At 71.2% G+C, this 18,362-nt stretch carries 15 protein-coding genes; 12 read left to right on the top strand and 3 right to left on the bottom strand.

The features are described 5' to 3' along the window. Positions 1-162: 162 nt before the first annotated feature. From C8046_RS17240 to rfbA, 5 genes are all read left to right on the top strand, one after another. On the top strand, positions 163-939 hold the full coding sequence (locus C8046_RS17240; protein ID WP_109230503.1) for a hypothetical protein: 777 nt from the start codon (positions 163-165) through the stop codon (positions 937-939). 168 nt (positions 940-1,107) lie between these two features. Next, complete coding sequence (locus tag C8046_RS17235; protein ID WP_109230502.1) at positions 1,108-1,851, top strand: hypothetical protein; 744 nt, start codon at positions 1,108-1,110, stop codon at positions 1,849-1,851. Between the two features lie 164 nt (positions 1,852-2,015). Further along, entirely contained in the window at positions 2,016-2,783 is a 768-nt protein-coding gene (locus C8046_RS17230; RefSeq protein WP_146197209.1) for a hypothetical protein, read from the top strand. Positions 2,784-2,799: 16 nt separating this feature from the next. After that, positions 2,800-3,564: a hypothetical protein gene (locus C8046_RS17225; RefSeq protein WP_109230500.1), complete on the top strand. Its 765-nt coding sequence runs from the start codon at positions 2,800-2,802 to the stop codon at positions 3,562-3,564. A 57-nt stretch (positions 3,565-3,621) separates the two neighbouring features. Then, complete coding sequence (gene rfbA, locus C8046_RS17220) at positions 3,622-4,482, top strand: glucose-1-phosphate thymidylyltransferase RfbA (protein ID WP_109230499.1); 861 nt, start codon at positions 3,622-3,624, stop codon at positions 4,480-4,482. A gap of 2 nt (positions 4,483-4,484) precedes the next feature. On the opposite strand, the gene C8046_RS17215 is transcribed toward rfbA, so the two are convergent. Then, complete coding sequence (locus C8046_RS17215; protein ID WP_146197208.1) at positions 4,485-5,771, bottom strand: lipopolysaccharide biosynthesis protein; 1,287 nt, start codon at positions 5,769-5,771, stop codon at positions 4,485-4,487. A 142-nt stretch (positions 5,772-5,913) separates the two neighbouring features. Here C8046_RS17215 and C8046_RS17210 point away from each other — a divergent pair, with 142 nt between their 5' ends. Then, positions 5,914-6,750: a glycosyltransferase family 2 protein gene (locus C8046_RS17210; RefSeq protein ID WP_109230497.1), complete on the top strand. Its 837-nt coding sequence runs from the start codon at positions 5,914-5,916 to the stop codon at positions 6,748-6,750. 80 nt (positions 6,751-6,830) lie between these two features. Here the strand turns inward: C8046_RS17210 and rfbB are convergent, their stop codons facing one another. Then, complete coding sequence (rfbB, locus tag C8046_RS17205; protein WP_109230496.1) at positions 6,831-7,826, bottom strand: dTDP-glucose 4,6-dehydratase; 996 nt, start codon at positions 7,824-7,826, stop codon at positions 6,831-6,833. A 403-nt stretch (positions 7,827-8,229) separates the two neighbouring features. On the opposite strand from rfbB, the gene C8046_RS17200 reads away from it, so the two are divergent. The 6 genes from C8046_RS17200 to C8046_RS20090 all read left to right on the top strand — a co-directional run bounded on the left by C8046_RS17200 (position 8,230) and on the right by C8046_RS20090 (position 16,062). Next, the gene (locus C8046_RS17200) at positions 8,230-9,912 is read left to right on the top strand and encodes a hypothetical protein (protein ID WP_109230495.1); all 1,683 of its coding nucleotides are present in this window, start codon (positions 8,230-8,232) and stop codon (positions 9,910-9,912) included. A gap of 37 nt (positions 9,913-9,949) precedes the next feature. After that, a complete protein-coding gene (locus C8046_RS17195) occupies positions 9,950-10,969 on the top strand; it encodes a glycosyltransferase (protein WP_199224509.1) in 1,020 nt (339 codons plus the stop codon). Further along, positions 10,966-11,883, top strand: a complete 918-nt coding sequence (locus C8046_RS17190) for an NAD-dependent epimerase/dehydratase family protein (protein WP_109230494.1) — start codon at positions 10,966-10,968, stop codon at positions 11,881-11,883. Before C8046_RS17195 ends, C8046_RS17190 begins: the two co-directional genes overlap by 4 nt. Positions 11,884-11,937: 54 nt before the next feature. After that, the gene (locus C8046_RS17185; protein WP_109230493.1) at positions 11,938-12,585 is read left to right on the top strand and encodes a hypothetical protein; all 648 of its coding nucleotides are present in this window, start codon (positions 11,938-11,940) and stop codon (positions 12,583-12,585) included. After that, entirely contained in the window at positions 12,582-14,900 is a 2,319-nt protein-coding gene (locus C8046_RS17180; protein ID WP_109230492.1) for a hypothetical protein, read from the top strand. Before C8046_RS17185 ends, C8046_RS17180 begins: the two co-directional genes overlap by 4 nt. Before the next feature lie 163 nt (positions 14,901-15,063). Then, positions 15,064-16,062: a transglycosylase family protein gene (locus C8046_RS20090; protein ID WP_109230491.1), complete on the top strand. Its 999-nt coding sequence runs from the start codon at positions 15,064-15,066 to the stop codon at positions 16,060-16,062. A gap of 86 nt (positions 16,063-16,148) precedes the next feature. On the opposite strand, the gene C8046_RS17170 is transcribed toward C8046_RS20090, so the two are convergent. Beyond that, complete coding sequence (locus C8046_RS17170) at positions 16,149-18,350, bottom strand: hypothetical protein (RefSeq protein ID WP_109230490.1); 2,202 nt, start codon at positions 18,348-18,350, stop codon at positions 16,149-16,151. Positions 18,351-18,362 lie beyond the last annotated feature (12 nt).

Raw genomic sequence — 18,362 nt, 5'->3', positions numbered from 1 at the left:
GGCCGCCCACGCGAGGGGGCGGCTCCTCCCGGTACTCCTGGTCGCCGGCCATCGTGCACACGACCGACCTCTCCACCGGCGACAGGTTCCGGTCGATCCAGGGGGTCTCACAGCACGGGTGACCTTTCGGCCGGAGTTCCTTCGTCGCCACCGGAGCCCACCATGTCTCGTCGTCCACGAGTTCTCGGAGCCGTCCTCGCCCTCGCGGTCGCCGGCACTCTCGCGGCCGCCCCGGCGCAGGCGCTGGAGCCCGGCTTCTGCTCCGCGCCGTACACCGACACGCTTCTCCGACACGTGCACCACGTCGACGGGACGACGAGCGTCCGGCCGGTGCTCTACCCCGAGTGGGCCTCCGCAGGACTCCCGACCCCGCTGCAGGCACCCACGGACTACGTCAGGTACCCGTGGTGGCCGGACGTCCACGCGGTCCAGTACTTCGGTCCGGACGCGAGCGAGTGGTACTGGGACCACCTCGACCACGAGAGCTGGTCGCGGGCCGGACAGCCGACCGTACGTCTCGCCCACTGGATCGACGGGACCAACGTGGTGCAGTACGCCTCCTCCCCGGAGGTCTTCTTCGGAATGCCCACCGACGCCGGCCCCGGCTACCACCGCGCGACGTTCGCCGAGTGGGTCCTCGCGGGCTTACCGGCGCCGGAGCGGTTCCCGACGACCGGGTTCTACCGCTACCCCTGGTCCGCCCACATCGGGTACCTCGACGAGACGACCACCGGGTCGGGCGACAACCTCGACCTCGAGACGTGGGAGTGGGTCGGTCGCCCGACTCCCCAGACCGTCACGCACGTGATCGGCGAGGTCGTGTGGAAGAAGCCCGGCTCGTCCGTGCTGTACCTCGACAGCCCCATCACCGGCGACGGGTTCCGCCTCACCTACGACCAGTGGACCGCCCTCGGGCGACCCGCACCCGCCACCCGCTGAGACCCTCTCCCGCGCGGTGGGGCGGAACGAGCGCGCGGACACCTCGCCCGTCGCCGGACGAGGTGGTCCGTCGATCGGTCACGACACAACCATCGTCGCAGAACCGCTACCGTTCGGGCACCGTGCTCCCGCCGGTACCTGACCGCCTCACCATCCCTCAGGGGGAACATGAAGATCATCAAGCGCGCTCTCGCCGCCGTCGCCCTCGGCGTCGTGGCACTCGTCGGTGCGGTGGCGCCCTCGTCGGCCCTGCCGACAGGCTTCTACTCGGTGCCGTACTCCGACAACCTGTACTACAACCAGCAGAACACCGGCTGGCAGCAGGTCACGTACAGCCAGTGGCAGCAGGCCGGGTTCCCGGCGCCGCGCAAGGCACCCACGGACTTCGTCAAGTACCCGTGGTCTCCCACGATCTACTCCGTCACGTACTTCGACGGCGGAACGTGGCTCTGGACGAACCTCTCCCTCCAGCAGTGGCAGCGCGCAGGCTCGCCGGCCCCGCGCAACGCCGGCTGGGTGCAGGGCAGCTACTTCTACCAGTGGCAGACGTCCAACGAGCTCTTCGTGCAGGCGCCCGACGGCACCCACCACAAGCTGACCTACCCGGAGTGGCAGGCGGCTGGATCTCCCTCGCCCGCCTTCCACAACAACCAGGGCTTCCAGAAGCTCTCGTGGTGGGACGGCGTCGCCAAGATGACGAACGTCTCCAGCGGCAGCGGGTCAACGGTGACCTTCAACGCGTGGCAGCAGTTCGGATTCCCGACCCCGCAAGCGGTCTCTCGCTTCCCGGGCGACACGTTCTGCAAGTACCCCGGGAGCGCGACGATCCACTACAACGGCCTCACCGCCTACGGCACGCTGACGTACTCGCAGTACGCCGCGGCCGGCTTCCCTGCCGTGACGAGCTGCTGACCCGGGTCCGTCTCGCAGCATCGCCACCGACACCGCCCGGCCCGTGAGGGTCGGGCGGTGTCGTGCCGTCATGGATCGAGACCGATTCGTGACGCTTCTGCGTTGCGGCCACGACACACCGGTGCCACGGTTGCGATCTCGGTCCGCCCCAGCAGGGAGCTCTCATGCGCGTTCGTCGTCTTCTCGCCCCCGTTGTCGCGCTGGCCGTGGCCAGCACGTTCCTGGCGGCGCCGTCCTCCGCCGTCGACACGGGGTTCTACTCCGTGCCCTACGCCGACACGCTCTACTACCACGAGCACTACAGCGGCAGCGACGAGGTGACCTTTCCCGCGCAGTACGAGATGTGGCAGTCGTCGGGGTTCCCCACCCCCCGTCCCGCCCCCGTCCGCTACGTGAAGTACCCGTGGTCCTCCGACATCTGGGCGGTCCACTTCTTCGGTCCGGACCGCGAGGACTGGGTGTGGTCGGTGCTCGACTACGGGCAGTGGAGCAGGGCAGGACGTCCTGCGCCCAGCGATGCCGGCTGGATCGAGGGCTCGACCTACTGGCAGTACGCGTCGTCTCCGGAGATCTTCGTGGCCATCTGGGAGGACGAGCCGGCGCACAAGCTCACGCCTGCCGAGTGGCGGGCGGCCGGTTCGCCCGCACCCGAGCGGCTCTGGAACCAGGGCATCTACACGTACCCGTGGTCCTCGAGCATCGGGTACGTCTGGGACACCCCGACCGGTGACGGCGACACGTTGACGTTCGAGGACTGGGCCTTCCTCGGCTTCCCGACACCGCAGACCGTGAACCACCTGAGCTACGAGCACGTGTGGCGCTTCCGGGGTTCGAGCCAGCTCTACCTCGACAGCGCCATCACGGGGATCGACTTCCCGTTGACCTTCGGGCAGTGGAGCGCGCTCGGCCGACCGGCCCCCGTCATCTACTGATCGATCGGACCCGACCATGAGAACGCGAGGCGCTTCCACGGCCGTCCTCGGCCTCGCCCTGGTGTCGGTCGTGGTCGGCCCCTCCGCGCAGGGTCTGGAGAACGGCTACTACTCGGTCCCCTACTCCCCCACCCTGTACCGGCACGATCACCACGGTGACGGCACCGAGTCGACCGTTGCCGCCGAGTTCGCGCAGTGGCAGGCCGACGGCTCTCCGGATCCGAGGCCGGCTCCGGTGGACTACGTCCGGTACCCGTGGTCGTCGGAGATCCACGCCGTCCACTTCTTCGCCCCCGGACGCGACACCTGGCTCTGGCAGAACCTGACCTACGACCAGTGGTCGTCGATCGGACGGCCGAGTCCGCGAGCCGCGGGGTGGATCCAGGGATCGACGTTCTGGACGTACTCCTCGTCCAGCGAGATCTTCGTGCAGTCCTCGGACGCCGAGACCCCGCACAAGCTGACCTTCGCCGAGTGGATCGAGGCTGGATCGCCGGCCCCCGAGGCGTGGGGGCGAGCCTTCTACAAGTACGCCTGGGCTCCGAGCATCGGGTACATGCTCGAGCCCGTGTACGGCTTCGGCCGCACGATCACCTTTGACGAGTGGGCCTCGTTCGGACGCCCGACCCCCAGGGAGGTGGTCGGGATTCGTGGCGAGAGAGTCTGGCGCTACGCCGGTTCCAGCCAGATCTACTTCGACAGCAGCATCACAGGTCCGGGGTACCCGCTGACCTTGGCGCAGTGGACCACCCTCGGGCGGCCGGCACCCGAGGTGGTCTGACCCGACTCGGACCCCGGGCTGACCGACAGGAGCGCCCCGGTAGGCCAGACTGTCCCCATGAAGGGAATCATTCTGGCCGGCGGGTCCGGCACGCGACTACACCCGATCACGATGGGCGTGAGCAAGCAGCTCGTTCCCGTCTACGACAAGCCGATGATCTACTACCCGCTCTCCACGCTCATGCTCGCCGGGATCAAGGACGTCCTGGTGATCACGACGCCGCACGACGCCGAAGCATTCCGGCGCCTGCTGGGCGACGGCTCGCAGTTCGGCATCAGCATCACCTACACGGTGCAGGCTGAACCCAACGGGCTGGCCCAGGCGTTCGTCCTCGGGGCCGACTTCGTCGGGAACGACTCGGCGTCCCTCGTCCTCGGCGACAACATCTTCTACGGGCCCGGCCTGGGCTCGCAGCTGCAGCGCTTCGCCGGCATCGACGGCGCCTCGGTGTTCGCCTACCAGGTGGCGGACCCGAAGGCGTACGGCGTCGTCGAGTTCGACGCGGACTTCAAGGCCGTCTCGATCGAGGAGAAGCCCGCGCACCCCCGGAGCAGCTACGCCATCCCCGGCCTGTACTTCTACGACAACGACGTCGTGGCGATCGCCCGCGACCTCGAGCCGTCCCCCCGCGGGGAGTACGAGATCACCGACGTCAACCGGGTCTATCTCGAGCAGGGACGCCTCGGTGTCGAGGTTCTCCCCCGGGGGACGGCCTGGCTCGACACGGGGACGTTCGACTCGCTCGCCGACGCGACGAGCTTCGTGCGCACGGTCGAGGCTCGCCAAGGCATGAAGATCGGTTGCCCCGAGGAGGTCGCCTGGCGACGTGGGTTCCTCACCGACGACGAGCTGCGCGAGCGCGCCGAGAAGCTCGTGAAGTCCGGGTACGGCGAGTACCTGCTCCGCCTGCTCGGCTGAGGTCAGGCTGCGGCGGCCACCGGCCGCCGCAGCTCGCGCACGATCGCGACGGCGTGGACCACGACGCCGGCGTACGGCGCGATCAGCAGGGCACCGACGACACGCTGGTCGATCGGCAGCCCGGTCAGCAGCAGTCCGACGGACACCACGAGCGCGACCAGCCAGCCGGCGACGAAGGCGACCTGGCGGCGCAGCGCCTGGGTGAGGGCCGCCGTGATCGTGAGGATCGCGGTACCGACCGAGGCGACGGTCATGCCGGCCAGCACCCAGCCCTCGACCCGGTAGTCAGGTCCGAACAGGAACGCCATCAGCCAGGGTCCGACGAGATACGCGGCGGCCCCGCCCACCACGCCGAGTGCCGCGAGCGCGGCCACCGCGCGGGTCAGGGTCCGACCGGCACCGGATCGGTTCTTCACGAACTGGGCCACGATGACGCTCTGGAACGACGTGAGCGGCACCATGATGGGTGCCCGCGTCAGCGAGATCGCCAGCATCAGGGGCGCCGCCAGGTCGAAGATCGCCTTGTCCGTCGTCATCTTCACGAGCACGGGGAAGCCGACCAGGAGCACGGCGCTCGCCCCCGAGGCCGTCGCGGCGAACGACACCCGTCCCAGATATGCGCGCAACGGCGCGTCGAGCTCGGCGCGGAACACCTCGCGAACGTCGCGCGAGACGGCCACCATCACCAGCCACATCGCCGCGGCGGCACCGGACGCGACCGCGACGTTCGTCACCGTCGCCGCGACCCATGCGACGGCTCCGACGAGCACCACGCGCGCGATGGCCTCGAGCCCCAGCATGCCCGCGTAGGCGTCCCACCGTCCGCGTCCCGAGAGGGCGCCCAGCAGCACCGCCTCGACGGCGTAGGCCGCCGCCGACAGCGCGACGACGAAGGCGAGCACCTGGTGCTCGGCGTCGAAGACGTGCAGCCCGGTGGCGGCGAGGAGCAGCCCCCCGAGACCCACGACCCCGGCCCCGACCCTGACGGCGGCCGCGACGCTGGATCGTCCCGCGACCCCGGGGTGAAGCCCGGCCTGGGCGACGGAGCGCGCGGTCTCCGTGCCCATCCCCGTCAGCACCCCGTACATGGTGAACAACGCGGACCAGAAGGTCACGAAGACGGCGTTCTCCTCGAGCGACACGCTCCGGGCGACGACGGCGAGCACCACGTAGCCGGACAGCGCCCCGAGCAGCGACGCCGCGGTGATCCGCAGGCTCGAGCGCCGGCCGATCGCCGTCGGCGCGGGGGCCCCCGTCGGTCCGGGGGCAGCGGCCTGCACGTCTTCCACCTGGCGGACTCCTGAATCTCGTGGTGAGCCCCCGATGCGGCGGCCGCTCGCCCGGGGCACGCCGCTGGGGCCGCCCGCTAGGCTGGAACTTTCCGTCTGCACCTTACTGCGGAGAATCCTCGACACCGGCCCAAGGAAGCACATGCCCGAGCTCGTCTCAGTCGTCGTCCCCGCCTACAAGAACGCCGACTACCTCGGCGCCACGATCACCTCGATCCTCGCCCAGACGGATCCCGACTTCGAGCTGATCATCGCCGACCACTCCTCCCCCGACGGCACCCGTCAGGTCGCCGAGAGCTTCGACGACCCCCGCATCACCGTGGTCGACACCCCCGCCGGCGGCGGAGCCCCGCGCAACTGGAACCGGGTGAGCGAGCTCGCGACGGGCGCCTACGTCAAGCTCGTCTGCGGCGACGACCTCATCCACCCCGAGGCCATCGCCGAGCAGCGTGCCGCCCTGGACGCCCACCCGGGCGCCGTGATGGCGGCCTGCAAGCGCGATCTCGTGGACGCCCGCGGGAAGACCTTCGTCAAGGCCCGCGGCCTCGACGGCCTGTCCGGACTCGTCAGGGGCGCCGAGGCGGTCCGCGCGACGGTCCGCGCCGGGACCAACATCTTCGGCGAGCCGGCCTGCGCGATGATCCGTCGTTCCGCGCTGGAGGAGACCGGGTGGTGGGACGGGACCAAGGCGTACTACATCGACGCCGGCACGTACGCCCGGGTCCTGACCCAGGGCGATCTGGTCGCCGTCCCGAGGTCGCTGGCCGCCTTCCGGGTGAGCGCGTCCCAGTGGAGCGTCCGCCTCATGAAGGAGCAGCAGCAGCAGGCCGCGGAGTTCCACGCCGAGGCCCGGACCCTGTTCCCCGACACGATCACCGAGGGGGACGTGCGTCGGGGCGACCTGCTCGCGCACGTCGTCGCGTGGCAGCGTCGCGCCGCCTACCTCGTGCTGGGGAAGCGGATGCGCCCGGAGGCCTGAGCCCCACCACCGGCCAGAACGGCCTCCGGCACCACGAAGGGCCGACCGCTGACGCGGTCGGCCCTTCGTGGTGCCGCCTGCTACTGCCCGGCGGCGGCGTACTTCGCCTCGGTGGCCTGCTTCTGCGGGCGCCACCAGGCCTCGTTGTCGCGGTACCAGGCCACCGTCTGCGAGAGGCCCGAGCGGAAGTCCTCGTAGATCGGGGTCCAGCCGAGCTCCGTCCGCAGACGGGTGGCGTCGATCGCGTAGCGCATGTCGTGGCCGGGACGGTCGGTCACCAGGTCGAACGCGTCGGCGTCCTGGCCGAGCTGCTGGAGGATCATCTCGACGACGGTGCGGTTGTCCACCTCGCCGTCGGCCCCGATGAGGTAGGTCTCGCCGAGCTGACCCTTCTCGATGATCGTCCAGACCGCGCGGTTGTGATCCGTCACGTGGATCCAGTCGCGGACGTTGAGCCCCTGGCCGTAGAGCTTGGGGCGGACGCCGTCGAGCACGTTGGTGATCTGGCGCGGGATGAACTTCTCCACGTGCTGGTAGGGCCCGTAGTTGTTCGAGCAGTTGGAGATCGTGGCCCGGACGCCGAACGAGCGGACCCAGGCGCGGACCAGCAGGTCGCTGGCGGCCTTCGTCGAGGAGTACGGGCTCGACGGGTTGTACGGCGTGTTCTCCGTGAAGCGGGCCGGGTCGTCGAGCTCGAGGTCGCCGTAGACCTCGTCCGTGGAGATGTGGTGGTAGCGCACCTCGTGGCGGCGCACCGCCTCGAGCAGCGTGTAGGTGCCGATCACGTTGGTCTGGACGAAGGGCCACGGGTTGGCCAGCGAGTTGTCGTTGTGGGACTCGGCGGCGAAGTGGACGACGAGGTCCGAGTCAGCGACGAGTCGGTCGACGAGCTCCGCGTCGGCGATGTCGCCCTTGACGACCGTCACCCGCGGCTCGAGCCCCGTCAGCGAGGCCTCGTTGCCCGCGTACGTGAAGGCGTCCAGAACGGTGATCTCGACGTCCGGGCGCTCCTCGAGCGTCGTGTGGACGAAGTTGGCACCGATGAACCCGGCACCTCCGGTGACAAGCATGCGCACGGGCAGCGGTCCTTTCCTCGGTCGTTCGACTGTCGTGAATCCCCCCGAGGGTATCGGGTGCGTCCTTCGCGCCGGATACCCGACGTGGCTGTCGTGCCGACGACGGCTCCGACGTCGTGACCCGGCTCACCTTCTCGCGAGCATTCGGCCGACGGGGACGCAGCCGATACCCTCGATCGACCTGTCGAGACCGAGCCATTGGTGCGAACCCCGCGATGACCTCCCAGCAACACACGCCTCCCGCACCCCCGTCGAGGCGCCGTCGCTCCGCGGTTCTCAGCGCCGGGGCGGTGGTCGTCGCCGTCCTGGTTCACATCTGGCTCCAGCTCGGGGCGCTCCTCCGGAGCACCGGGGGACGTTCGAGGGCCTCCGGCGCGCCTACGACCACGACCAGCTCGGCTACATGGCCATCGCGACGAACGTGGCGCACGGAACGCTCGCGGACGTCGAGCCGGACACCCTGACGGGCGTGAACCACTACCCGCGCCTGTACTACTCGGCGGTCGGCATGCTCGCCCGCGTCACCGGCCTGCATCCTGTCGCGGCCTGGAACCTCGGTGGGCTGATCGTCCAGGTCGTCCTCGTCGGCACGCTCGCGACGGTCCTCGTCGTTCTCACCCGACGCTGGTGGACCGCTCTGCTCGCCCCCCTTCCCTTCATCCTCGGGACGTTCGCCTGGACCCGGTCCGACACGGGGTGGTTCACCTCGCTGGAGTCGCACGCCGTTCTCTGGGGCCCCTTCGGTGTTCTCTACAGCCTCAACGGCGAGACGGCGGGGCTGTGCGTCGGGACCGCGGCCCTGGTGGCGACGGCGGCGACGTGGCTCCGCCCGACGTCCGTCCGCGTCCGTGTCGTGGTCGCGACCGTCTCGGCCCTCACGATCGGCCTGACAGCGAACTTCCAGACCTACTCCTTCCTCACGCTGGTCTACGTCGCCTGCTACGCCCTCGCCGCGACCGCCATCTGGCATCGACGCTCGGTGGTGGCCGCCGCGGTCTCCGCAGGACTCGTCGTCGCGCTGTTCGTCGTCGGCCCGCACTTCGCCGAGGCAGCCGGCCAGCTTCCGACCCTCGTTCTCGGGCTGACCCCCAGCGCCCCCGGTCTCATCCTTCTCGCCCTCTCGTCCCGCTGGCGGCTCCTCGGTGCCGTCGCCCTGGCGGCACTCGCCGCGGCGCCGCAGCTGGTCTGGACCATGAGTGGCATCCTCGGTGGCGACCCGTTCCTCTCCTACCGGGTGGGCTCGAACGTCAACCTCGGGGTGGGCTCTCCCTGGGCCCTCGTGGGCGCGGCAGGGGTCCTGGTTCCCACGGCGGCGGTCATCGTGCTCGCGGTCCTCCGGCGCCGTCGTGTCGAGCTGGGGATCGCCACGGGCTACCTGGTCGCCACCGCGATCCTCGTCGTGAACGACCGCTGGGGAGCGAACGCGGAGCCGTACCGATTCTGGATCGACACCTTCCTGATCGGAGCGGTGCTCCAGCTCGTGCTCCTGGCATCCCTCCTCACCAGCACCGACGGCGGCCGCGACCCCGCCGCGACCAGGTCCGAGGGCCAGGTCGGCGACGCGACACCCTCCCCCCGCCGACCGCGGGTCCGGTCGTCAGGCCGGGTCCGCACGGTCGGGATCCTCGCCGTCGTCTCGCTCGCCGCCGTCACGGCGGCCGGACTTCCCGACTTCCTCAGGTACCGGTCGTCGCCCGAGATGACGGCCGTCTGGGACCCCACCACCCCGCGCGAGGAGGCCATCGGCGGCGCGGCTGCTCAGGCCGCGTCGGCCGACTCCGGCCTCGTGCTGGCCGGACCGTGCGTCGACCCCCGACGGATGAAGGTCACCTCCGGTGCGCCGGTGGCGTACTTCCACCTGGGGATGGCCTGGCCGGAGCGGTACGACGAGATCACCCGACTCCTCGACGCCGCGAACGCAGGGTTCCTCGACGTGTCGGCGGCCCGCGACTCCGAGGTCGGCTGGGTCGTGACGGACTCGGCGTGCGAAGCGACGTGGGACCACTCGGAGCTCGCCGAGGTCGACCGCTTCGGCTACGACGACGCCGAGATCGTCCTGTGGCGGCTGGAGCCCGGGTCGGCATGAGGTGTCCGTCGATCGCAGTCAACTACACTCACTCGTTGTGAAGACCGATGCGGCGGGGCCGCTGACCCCGCACCGGATCTCCGTCGTCGTGCCGGTGTACCAGGGTGAGCGCACGCTTCCCGCACTCGTCACCGAGCTCGCGGCGATGACCGCCGGACAGCTGACCCCCGGAGGACGCCCGTACCGCGTCGAGGAGGTCGTCCTGGTCCACGACCACGGGCCCGACGCCTCGGCCGCCGTCATCCGCGAGCTCGAGGGCCAGCACGACGTCGTCCGCGGCGTGTGGCTCTCGCGCAACTACGGCCAGCACCCCGCGACGCTCGCCGGGATGGCCTCGAGCGGCGGCGAGTGGATCGTCACGCTCGACGAGGACGGCCAGCACGATCCGGCCGACATGGGCACGATGCTCGACGTGGCGCTCGACGAGCAGGCGTCCGTCGTCTACGGCAAGGCGCTCAACCCGCCGCCGCACGGCTGGTTCCGCAACACCTCGTCCAAGGGCGCCAAGTGGGTGCTGGCGAAGCTCCTCGGCTCCCGCGACTCGCAGTCGTACCAGAGCTACCGGCTGCTCCTCGGCGAGATCGGCCGGTCCGCCGCCGCCTACGTCGGCTCCGGCGTGTACCTCGACATCGCCATCGGCTGGATCGCCGGCAACGTCGCCCAGGCGCCGGTCACCCTGCGCTCCGAGGGGGAGCGCACGTCGGGCTACCGGGTGCGGACGCTGCTGTCGCACTTCTGGCGGATGGTCCTCTCCTCGGGCACGAAGGGTCTGCGTCTCGTCTCCGGCCTCGGGGCGCTCGCGGCGGTCGGCGGCGTCCTGCTCGCGCTGTACTTCTTCATCGCCCGCCTCGCGGGACACGGCGCGTCCGAGCCCGGCTGGACGTCGCTGATGGTGGTCTTCCTCGTCGGGATCGGGTTCACCCTGTTCTTCCTGGGCATCATCGCCGAGTACATCGGGGTGAGCGTCAACATGGCGATGGGCAAACCCGCCTACCTCATCGTCTCCGACCCGGGGAACGGACCCCTCTCACGCACCGGACGTCAGCCGCGAGCATGACCGTCCCCACCTGGGTCGTGGGCAGCGGCGGGCTCCTGGGGCGCGCTCTCGTCGCCCAGCTGCGACGCCGCGGCGACCTCGTCCTCACCAGCGCCGTGCCGTGGGCCGACCACGCCCTCGCCCGTGAAACGCTCGCGCGCGACGCGGGAGCCCTGCTCGCTGCGGCCGACGGCGGACCGTGGCGCCTCGCGTGGTGCGCCGGTTCCGGCGTCACCGGCACCTCGGAGGAGCACCTCGCCGAGGAGATCGCCGGACTGCACACCGCGCTCGAGGCTCTGTCCGACGGCGCGGCCTCGGGAACGGTCCTGCTCGCCTCGTCGGCCGGCGGCGTCTACGCGGGCAGCTCCGGTCCTCCGCACGACGAGCGCACCGTGCCCGTGCCGCTGTCCGCGTACGGGAGCAACAAGCTGCGCGCGGAGCAGGTGCTGGCGGACTGGAGCGTCACGCGCGGCGGTCACGGCGTGGTGGCCCGCTACGCCAACCTCTACGGTCCGGGCCAGAACCTGCGCAAGCCGCAGGGTCTGGTCTCCCACCTCTGCCGGGGCTTCCTCACGGCCACGCCGATCTCCATCTACGTGCCGATCGACACGCTGCGCGACTACCTCTACATCGACGACGCGGCGTCCCTGACCGCCGACCTGCTCGACGTCGAGGTCCCGGCGGGCACGACGCTCACGAAGATCTGCGCCTCGGGCCAGTCCGTCACCGTCGGGGCCCTCATCGGTCACTGCACGGCCGTGTTCCGCCGCCGCCCCCGGGTCGTGATGGGGTCCTCGGCGCTGACCTCCATGCAGGCGGTGGACCTCCGGCTGCGGTCCGTCGTGGCCACCGACCTCGACGCCCGCGCGCTGACCCCCATGACGGCCGGCATCGCGGCCACACTCGCCGCCACCCGGACCCAGCTCTTCTCCTGACGCGATCCGCACGCAGGGCAAGCAGAAACCGGAGTTGCTGGGTACTGTGCCCAGGTGACTGTTCGCCCCGGCCACCTGATCGCCAGCGCCGCGCTCGTCCTGACCTGCGTGGTGGCCGCGTGCACCCCGGCCGACCCTGCCGATCCGACGGCTCCCGGCGACGGAGCCGGCGCGACGCAGTCGAGCGAGTCGTCCACCACCCCGACGGACGACGGTGCAGGGCCCCCGACGCCGTCGGGCCCCGCGTCACCGTCCGCCGAGGAGTCGGGGACCGACGGCTCGGGCGGCACCGCTTCGCCCACCTCGCCGCCCACCAGCGGCTCCCCGTCCGCACCCGCGGAGCCGACGTCCGTCCCGACGGACAACGGTGGAGCCGGCGGTGAGACACCGCCGCCCGCGTCCGGCTCCGACGTCGTTCCCACCGTCGTGTACGCCGGCGCCGGGCCCGACTCGCGCGTGCGGGTCAACAGCTTCGTCCCCGGCGTGGTCGAGGACGGCGGGACGTGCTCGGCCGTCCTCACGGGAGCCTCGGGCACGACCACCGCGTCGGCGTCGGCCTTCGCCGACGCGACGGCCACCTGGTGCGACGAGCTCGTCCTCGACGCCGTCGACGGCGACGTCTCGGGCTGGCGCGTCGTGGTGACCTACTCCTCCCCCGCCCACCAGGGCACCTCGACCTCGACGGCTGTGAGCACCTCGTGACCCTTCTGCGCCGACTCCTCACCGCCGGCCTGTCGGTCGCCGTCGCGGCCGCCGTCCTCGTCGGTCTGCCGGGGCTGCCCGGCGTTCCGGAGCCGACGGCGGCCGCCGCCGAGGGCTCGCTCTTCGACCCGGGCAACATCGTCTCCGACGCCGTGTTCTACGACTCCGGGGCGATGAGCGTCGCGGAGGTGCAGAGCTTCCTGGAGCTGCGCGGGCGCAACTGCGTCGCCGGCGAGCAGCCCTGCCTCAAGGACTACCGGTCGGACTCGCGCACGTGGGCGGCGGAGAGCGGCCTGTGCCAGGGCTACACGGGACGGTCGCAGCAGACCGCCGCCGAGATCATCGTCGGCGTGGCTCAGAGCTGCGGTCTCAACCCGCGCTCGCTGCTGGTGCTCCTGGAGAAGGAGCAGGCCCTGGTCGGGCGCACCCGTCCCACGTCGCGTGCGTACCAGATCGCCACCGGGTTCGGCTGCCCCGACACCGCCCCCTGCAACACGGAGTACTACGGGTTCTTCAACCAGGTCTACCGCGCGGCCCGCCAGTTCCAGATCTACCAGAGCAACCCGACGCGGTACGGCTACCAGGCCGGGCGGACCAACTACATCCAGTGGAACCCCAACGCGGCCTGCGGCGGCACGAACGTCTACATCGAGAACCAGGCGACCGCGGCGCTGTACATCTACACGCCCTACCAGCCCAACGCGGCAGCCCTCCGCAACCTCTACGGCACCGGTGACAGCTGCTCCTCCTACGGCAACCGGAACTTCTGGCGGCTGTTCACCGACTGGTTCGGCGACCCTCGCGCCGGCGGTTCGTTCGTCCGCACGGCCTCCGACCCGACGGTCTGGCTCGTCAACGGCGCGACCCGTCACCGGGTGACGAGCATGGCGACGCTCGCCAACTTCTCCCGGCTCGGCGACGTCGCGACCGTCAGCTCCAGCTACGTCGACCGGTTGCGCGTGGGATCCGACCTCGGACCGATGGTGCTCGACTCGAGCACCGGCAACGTGCTGTTCGTCGACACCAACATCGCCCTCCGGATGTCGACCTGCACCCAGGTCGCCGACTTCGGCGGTGCCTGCTCCTCCCTCCCGACCATGAGCGGGGCGCAGGTCCAGCGGTTGTACGCCGGACCCGCCATGACCAACGGCTACGTGACGACGGACGGTCGTCGCTGGTACGTCAGCAACGGCACGCGACGCGAGGTCCTGGACGAGGCGTCGCTGAGCGCCAACGGTCTGCCGACCACGTCGGTCCGGCTGTCGCTGAACGGTGTCGCCGCCCTCCCGGTGGGCGCCCCCGTGCTGAGGGACCGCGTCGTGATCGCCGAGCGCTGGACCAGCACCGGGTGGATCTGGGCCGACGGCCGACGTCACGAGATCCCGATGGCCGCCGTCGCCGAGCAGTCGACGCTCGCCGCCCTGCCCACCGGGGTCCTCGACGCGGCGAGCCTGGCGCAGCTGCCCCCGGGGCTGCACGCCACCGGCGCCGTCGCGGGCCCCGACGGCCGCCGTTACCTCCTGACGACCACCGGGCTGTCGCCGCTCACGAGCGCGAGCACGGTCACCTCGACCGCCCCCTCCTGGTCCGCCAGCTTCATCGCCTCCTTCCCCGTGACCCCGAGCGTCCCGGCGGCGGCGAACCTGCGACCGGACGGCAGCAGCACGGTCCACCGGGTGACCAACGCCGTCGCCCGCCCCGTCGCGACCTGGTCCGACCTGGTCACCTCGTCCGGGACCGCCAACCCCCCGGTCCACACGGTCCCGCCGACGCTGTTCCGCTTCCTCGCCACGACCGGCGCGCCCACCGTGGCGCCGGGCGAGCTCGTGAAGGCGGCGGACTCCCCCGACGTCTTCCTCGCCACCGACGTGAACACGGTCATCCACGTCGACGATCTCGCGGTACCGGCTCAGCTCGGGCTCCGATCGATCCGGACGATCCCGGCGGCCTCGATCGCGTCATCCACCCGGCTGCCCGGTCGACTGTCACCGGTCGTGCAGTGCTCCGCCACCTCGTTCGTCGCTACCGGTGGTCGGTTGCAGGCCGTAGCGGTCACCCAGCAGCGAGGCCTGCCGGTCACGCCGTTCGGTGCGCACCTGTGCGCGACGACGCCACGACTGGCCGGCACCGCCGTCGCCCCCGTGCTCCTCAAGACCGCCCAGAGCGCCGATCTCTACTACGTCGCGAACGGTGTGCGCCAGCACGTCCGCACCTGGGCCGCGGTGCTCCGGTTGACGGGTGGTGCCGCCCCGACCGTCGCCGTCGTGGGTTCCCCGACCCTCCAGTCGGTGCCGGAGGGCAGCCCGCTGTCCTGAGTGGCGCTGACCACGTCTGCTGGCCGCCAGGTAACGTTTTGATTACGGTGGGTGCTTCCGTGGGTGCCGCTCGGGCCCCACCCGTTCGCGAGACGCTGCCGCCACGCCCACGACCCTCGGGTCGAGCCCCGGGTCCAGCGGTGCGCTCGCTCCAGGAGCGCCTATGAAGACGTGGCTTCGACGTTCGATCGCCACCGCGGCGGTCGCCCTCACCGCCGGAACGCTCACGGTTGGCGCCGCCTCGGCGACGACCTTCCAGATCACCCCCCACGACGGCACCATCTGGGCCGTCGACGGCTCCGCGGCTCGTCCCCTCAGCTTCGAGGAGTGGACCGCCAACGGACGGCCCTCCCCCTCCCTCGCCCCGGTCGACTACGTCGGCTACTACTGGTCGTCCGGGATCTGGGCCCGCACGACGTGGGCCTCGCCCGCACCGGCGACGTCGCTGATCAGCTTCGACCAGTGGACGGACGCGAACCGCCCGGCCGCGCGCCACGTCCCGTGGGTCGACGGCACGTACGTCTACCGCTGGGCCACCTCCGACCAGGTCGGGGTCGTCGATCCGTCCGGTGACTACCACTGGCTCACCGCGGCCGAGTGGGCCGCGATGGGACGACCCGCGCCGAGCGTCCACCACGACCAGGGCTTCGCCAAGCTCACCTGGTCCGGGGAGATCGCGCGGATGACGAGCCTGTCCTCCGGCCGGGGCCACCCCATCGGAGCCGCGGCCTGGGACGCCGAGAACCGCCCTGCGCCGATGCAGGTGACCCGGTTCGCCGGCGACCAGTTCTACCGGAACGCCGGGTCGAGCACGATCTACTACGCAGGACCGACCATGAATCGGGCCATCACCCTCGACGAGTGGCACGCCGCCGGCTCACCGGCGCCGCAGGTCATCGGGACCGAGACCGGCGGCGTCCCCGCCTCGACGTGGGCGGCGCTCGCGCAGTGCGAGTCGGGGGGCAACCCCCGCATCGTCAGCTCGAACGGTCTCTACCACGGTCTGTACCAGTTCACGACGTCGACCTGGCGCTCCGTGGGCGGCAGCGGTCTTCCCTCGCAGGCCTCGCCCGAGGAGCAGACGGAGCGCGCCGCGATCCTCCAGGCCCGCTCGGGCTGGGGTCAGTGGCCCGCCTGCTCCCGCAAGCTCGGTCTCCGCTGAGCGCAGCTCGCCCGGGATGACCGAGGCCGGGGCCGTCACCATCGGGTGACGGCCCCGGCCTTCGCCGTTGCCGGACGGGACGCCGGTCAGTCCCGGCGGCGCCGCACCAGGGGAAGCACGGCCAGGACGACCGCCCCGAGGACGGCCGCGCCGACCGCCATCACGGAGACCGACCAGCCCGGCGGGCTGAACGTGACCACGACCGTCGAGCCCGCGGACGTCGGTGGGATCTCGACGGTGAGCAGGTAGTCGCGGGTCGACTCCCCCACCGTCCCGCCGTCGACGGTGTAGCCGGGCCAGTCGAGCCGGGAGAGCACCACGCTCCCGCCCTCGGCGGGGACGTCCGCGACGTCCAGGGTGACGCTGGTCGACGTCGTCGTGGACGCCGAGATCTCGGTTCCCTCCGACGCCCACACGACGCCGCCGGCGCCGGCGACAGGCTCGTCACGCACCCAGAGCGCGGAGAAGTCGTCGCGCTGGACCTCGGACCATCCCTCCGGGACCGGGAGGAAGGTGTAGGGGTCGGAGGCCTCGACCCCGGGCTCACCGCCGTCGGGACGCGCGAGGACCTGGAGGGTCGACAGCGAGAGCAGATCGACCAGCGGAAGGCCGGTCGCCTCGTCCGTGCCCAGCAGGTGCGTCGCGGTCTCCCAGCAGACCATGCCGTGCGAGTCGACGCACAGATCCTCCGCGTAGGCCCGGTGCATGAGGGGCGAGTAGACGTTCGTGACGGTGGCGTCCGACAGCAGCCACGCGTTGGCGAAGCTGGTCCGGCTCCAGTCGATCTCGGTCTGCATCGGGTCGCCGAGAACCATCGCATCCCCCCGGGCCTCCGCCAGCACCGACCTCGACGCCTCCCGGTCCGAGGGCAGGCCGAAGTCGGGCAGGGGCGAGTAGGGGAAGAAGTGGTGCTGGACGACGACGACCAGTGCCGTCGCGGCCACGGCGACGCCGGCGAGCGCGGTCTGCGACCGCGACCTCGACAGCACCACCATGACCCCTCCGATCCCGAGGAGCGCGACGACCGAACCGATGACGAGGATCTGGACCTGCTCGGGCGCCTCGGCGTAGCCCAGGAAGCTGCTGATCAGCAGCCAGAGGGCCGCGAGCACGCCGAGCCGTACCGTCGGGCGCCGCCCTGCCCTCGACAGCAGCAGCACCACCACGACGACGAGCACGACCGAGAGGTAGGGCAGCACGCGGGCCGGGAACCTCAACGGACCCATGTCGCTGGGCCCGAACGCCAGGACGGCGGCCCCGCCCCCCACGACGAGGACGGCCACGAGCGACGGTGTCAGCGCGCGGGCGCGCCGCCAGTCGACGAGCACGGCGAGCGGGAGGAGCCAGGCCACGTACATCAGCGGCGCCCCGACCGGCGTGCCCCAGAAACCCGTCAACCACGGCTGCGCGGTCGGGGCGGCCGCCGACCCGAGGCCCGAGAGGTCGGGCGACATGAAGTTGGTGTTCTCGATCTTGTCGCTGTCGCGCGCCGTGACACCGGAGCTCAGCACACCGGGCAGGTAGACGGCCAGCGCCACCAGACCGAGCAGGCCGCCGGCGACGACGGTGCGACCGAGCGCACGCCAGTCACGACGCAGGGCGACCTCGAGCATGACGCCGACGACGGCCACGACGAGCATCAGCGTGCCGTGCACGTAGCCCACCGTGACCAGCAGGAACCCGGGCACGAAGGACAGCAGGACGGAGCGGCGGTGGACGCCGACGGCTCGCAGCCCCCACAGCGCCCACGGAAGCAGGGCCCAGACGAACAACGACGTCACCCAGGAGGCTGCGTCGATGTAGACCGTGAAGCCGCTGCCCGCTCCGACGACCCCGCCGACGAGAGCCCAGGCGGGCCGGGCCCCGAGCTGGCGGAGCAGGACGAAGACCCCGCCGGCCGCGATCGCGAGGAAAGCGATCTTGACGATCGCGGAGTACAGGGCGCCGTGCGTGACGACGGTCGCCCCGAGTCCCACGAGCCAGATCAGCGGGTTGAACGTCCCCCACTGGCCCTCGGCGACGAGGTTGCCCGCCATCCACCGGTCAGGTTCGAAGAACGGCAGCTCGCCCGCGCGGATCGAGTCGCCGATGCTGACCCAGATGGGGTAGGCACCGGCCTGCGTGTCGTCCGCGTAGTAGAACCGCGGGTTGAACAGGAGAGGAATCGTCGCCAGGAGCCCGGTGACGGCCACGGTCGCGAGGAACCAAACGGCCGAGGAGCGCCGTCCGGTCTCGGCGCGGGGCGCCTGGCTCGGGTGCGCGGTCTCCGCCGCTGGGATGCTCGTCATTCCCGCTCCTTC

It is taken from the genome of Serinibacter arcticus (assembly GCF_003121705.1).
Lineage (GTDB): Bacteria > Actinomycetota > Actinomycetes > Actinomycetales > Beutenbergiaceae > Litorihabitans.
The sequence above is the reverse complement of the archived record's forward strand: the minus strand, read 5'-3'. Positions and strand labels throughout refer to the sequence as shown.

Coding starts and splice junctions, on each gene's coding strand:
- C8046_RS17240 (WP_109230503.1), top strand. CDS start 163: ATGTCTCGTCGTCCACGAGTTCTCGGAGCCGTCCTCGCCCTCGCGGTC.
- C8046_RS17235 (WP_109230502.1), top strand. CDS start 1,108: ATGAAGATCATCAAGCGCGCTCTCGCCGCCGTCGCCCTCGGCGTCGTG.
- C8046_RS17230 (WP_146197209.1), top strand. CDS start 2,016: ATGCGCGTTCGTCGTCTTCTCGCCCCCGTTGTCGCGCTGGCCGTGGCC.
- C8046_RS17225 (WP_109230500.1), top strand. CDS start 2,800: ATGAGAACGCGAGGCGCTTCCACGGCCGTCCTCGGCCTCGCCCTGGTG.
- rfbA (WP_109230499.1), top strand. CDS start 3,622: ATGAAGGGAATCATTCTGGCCGGCGGGTCCGGCACGCGACTACACCCG.
- C8046_RS17210 (WP_109230497.1), top strand. CDS start 5,914: ATGCCCGAGCTCGTCTCAGTCGTCGTCCCCGCCTACAAGAACGCCGAC.
- C8046_RS17200 (WP_109230495.1), top strand. CDS start 8,230: ATGGCCATCGCGACGAACGTGGCGCACGGAACGCTCGCGGACGTCGAG.
- C8046_RS17190 (WP_109230494.1), top strand. CDS start 10,966: ATGACCGTCCCCACCTGGGTCGTGGGCAGCGGCGGGCTCCTGGGGCGC.
- C8046_RS20090 (WP_109230491.1), top strand. CDS start 15,064: ATGAAGACGTGGCTTCGACGTTCGATCGCCACCGCGGCGGTCGCCCTC.
- C8046_RS17170 (WP_109230490.1), bottom strand. CDS start 18,350: ATGACGAGCATCCCAGCGGCGGAGACCGCGCACCCGAGCCAGGCGCCC.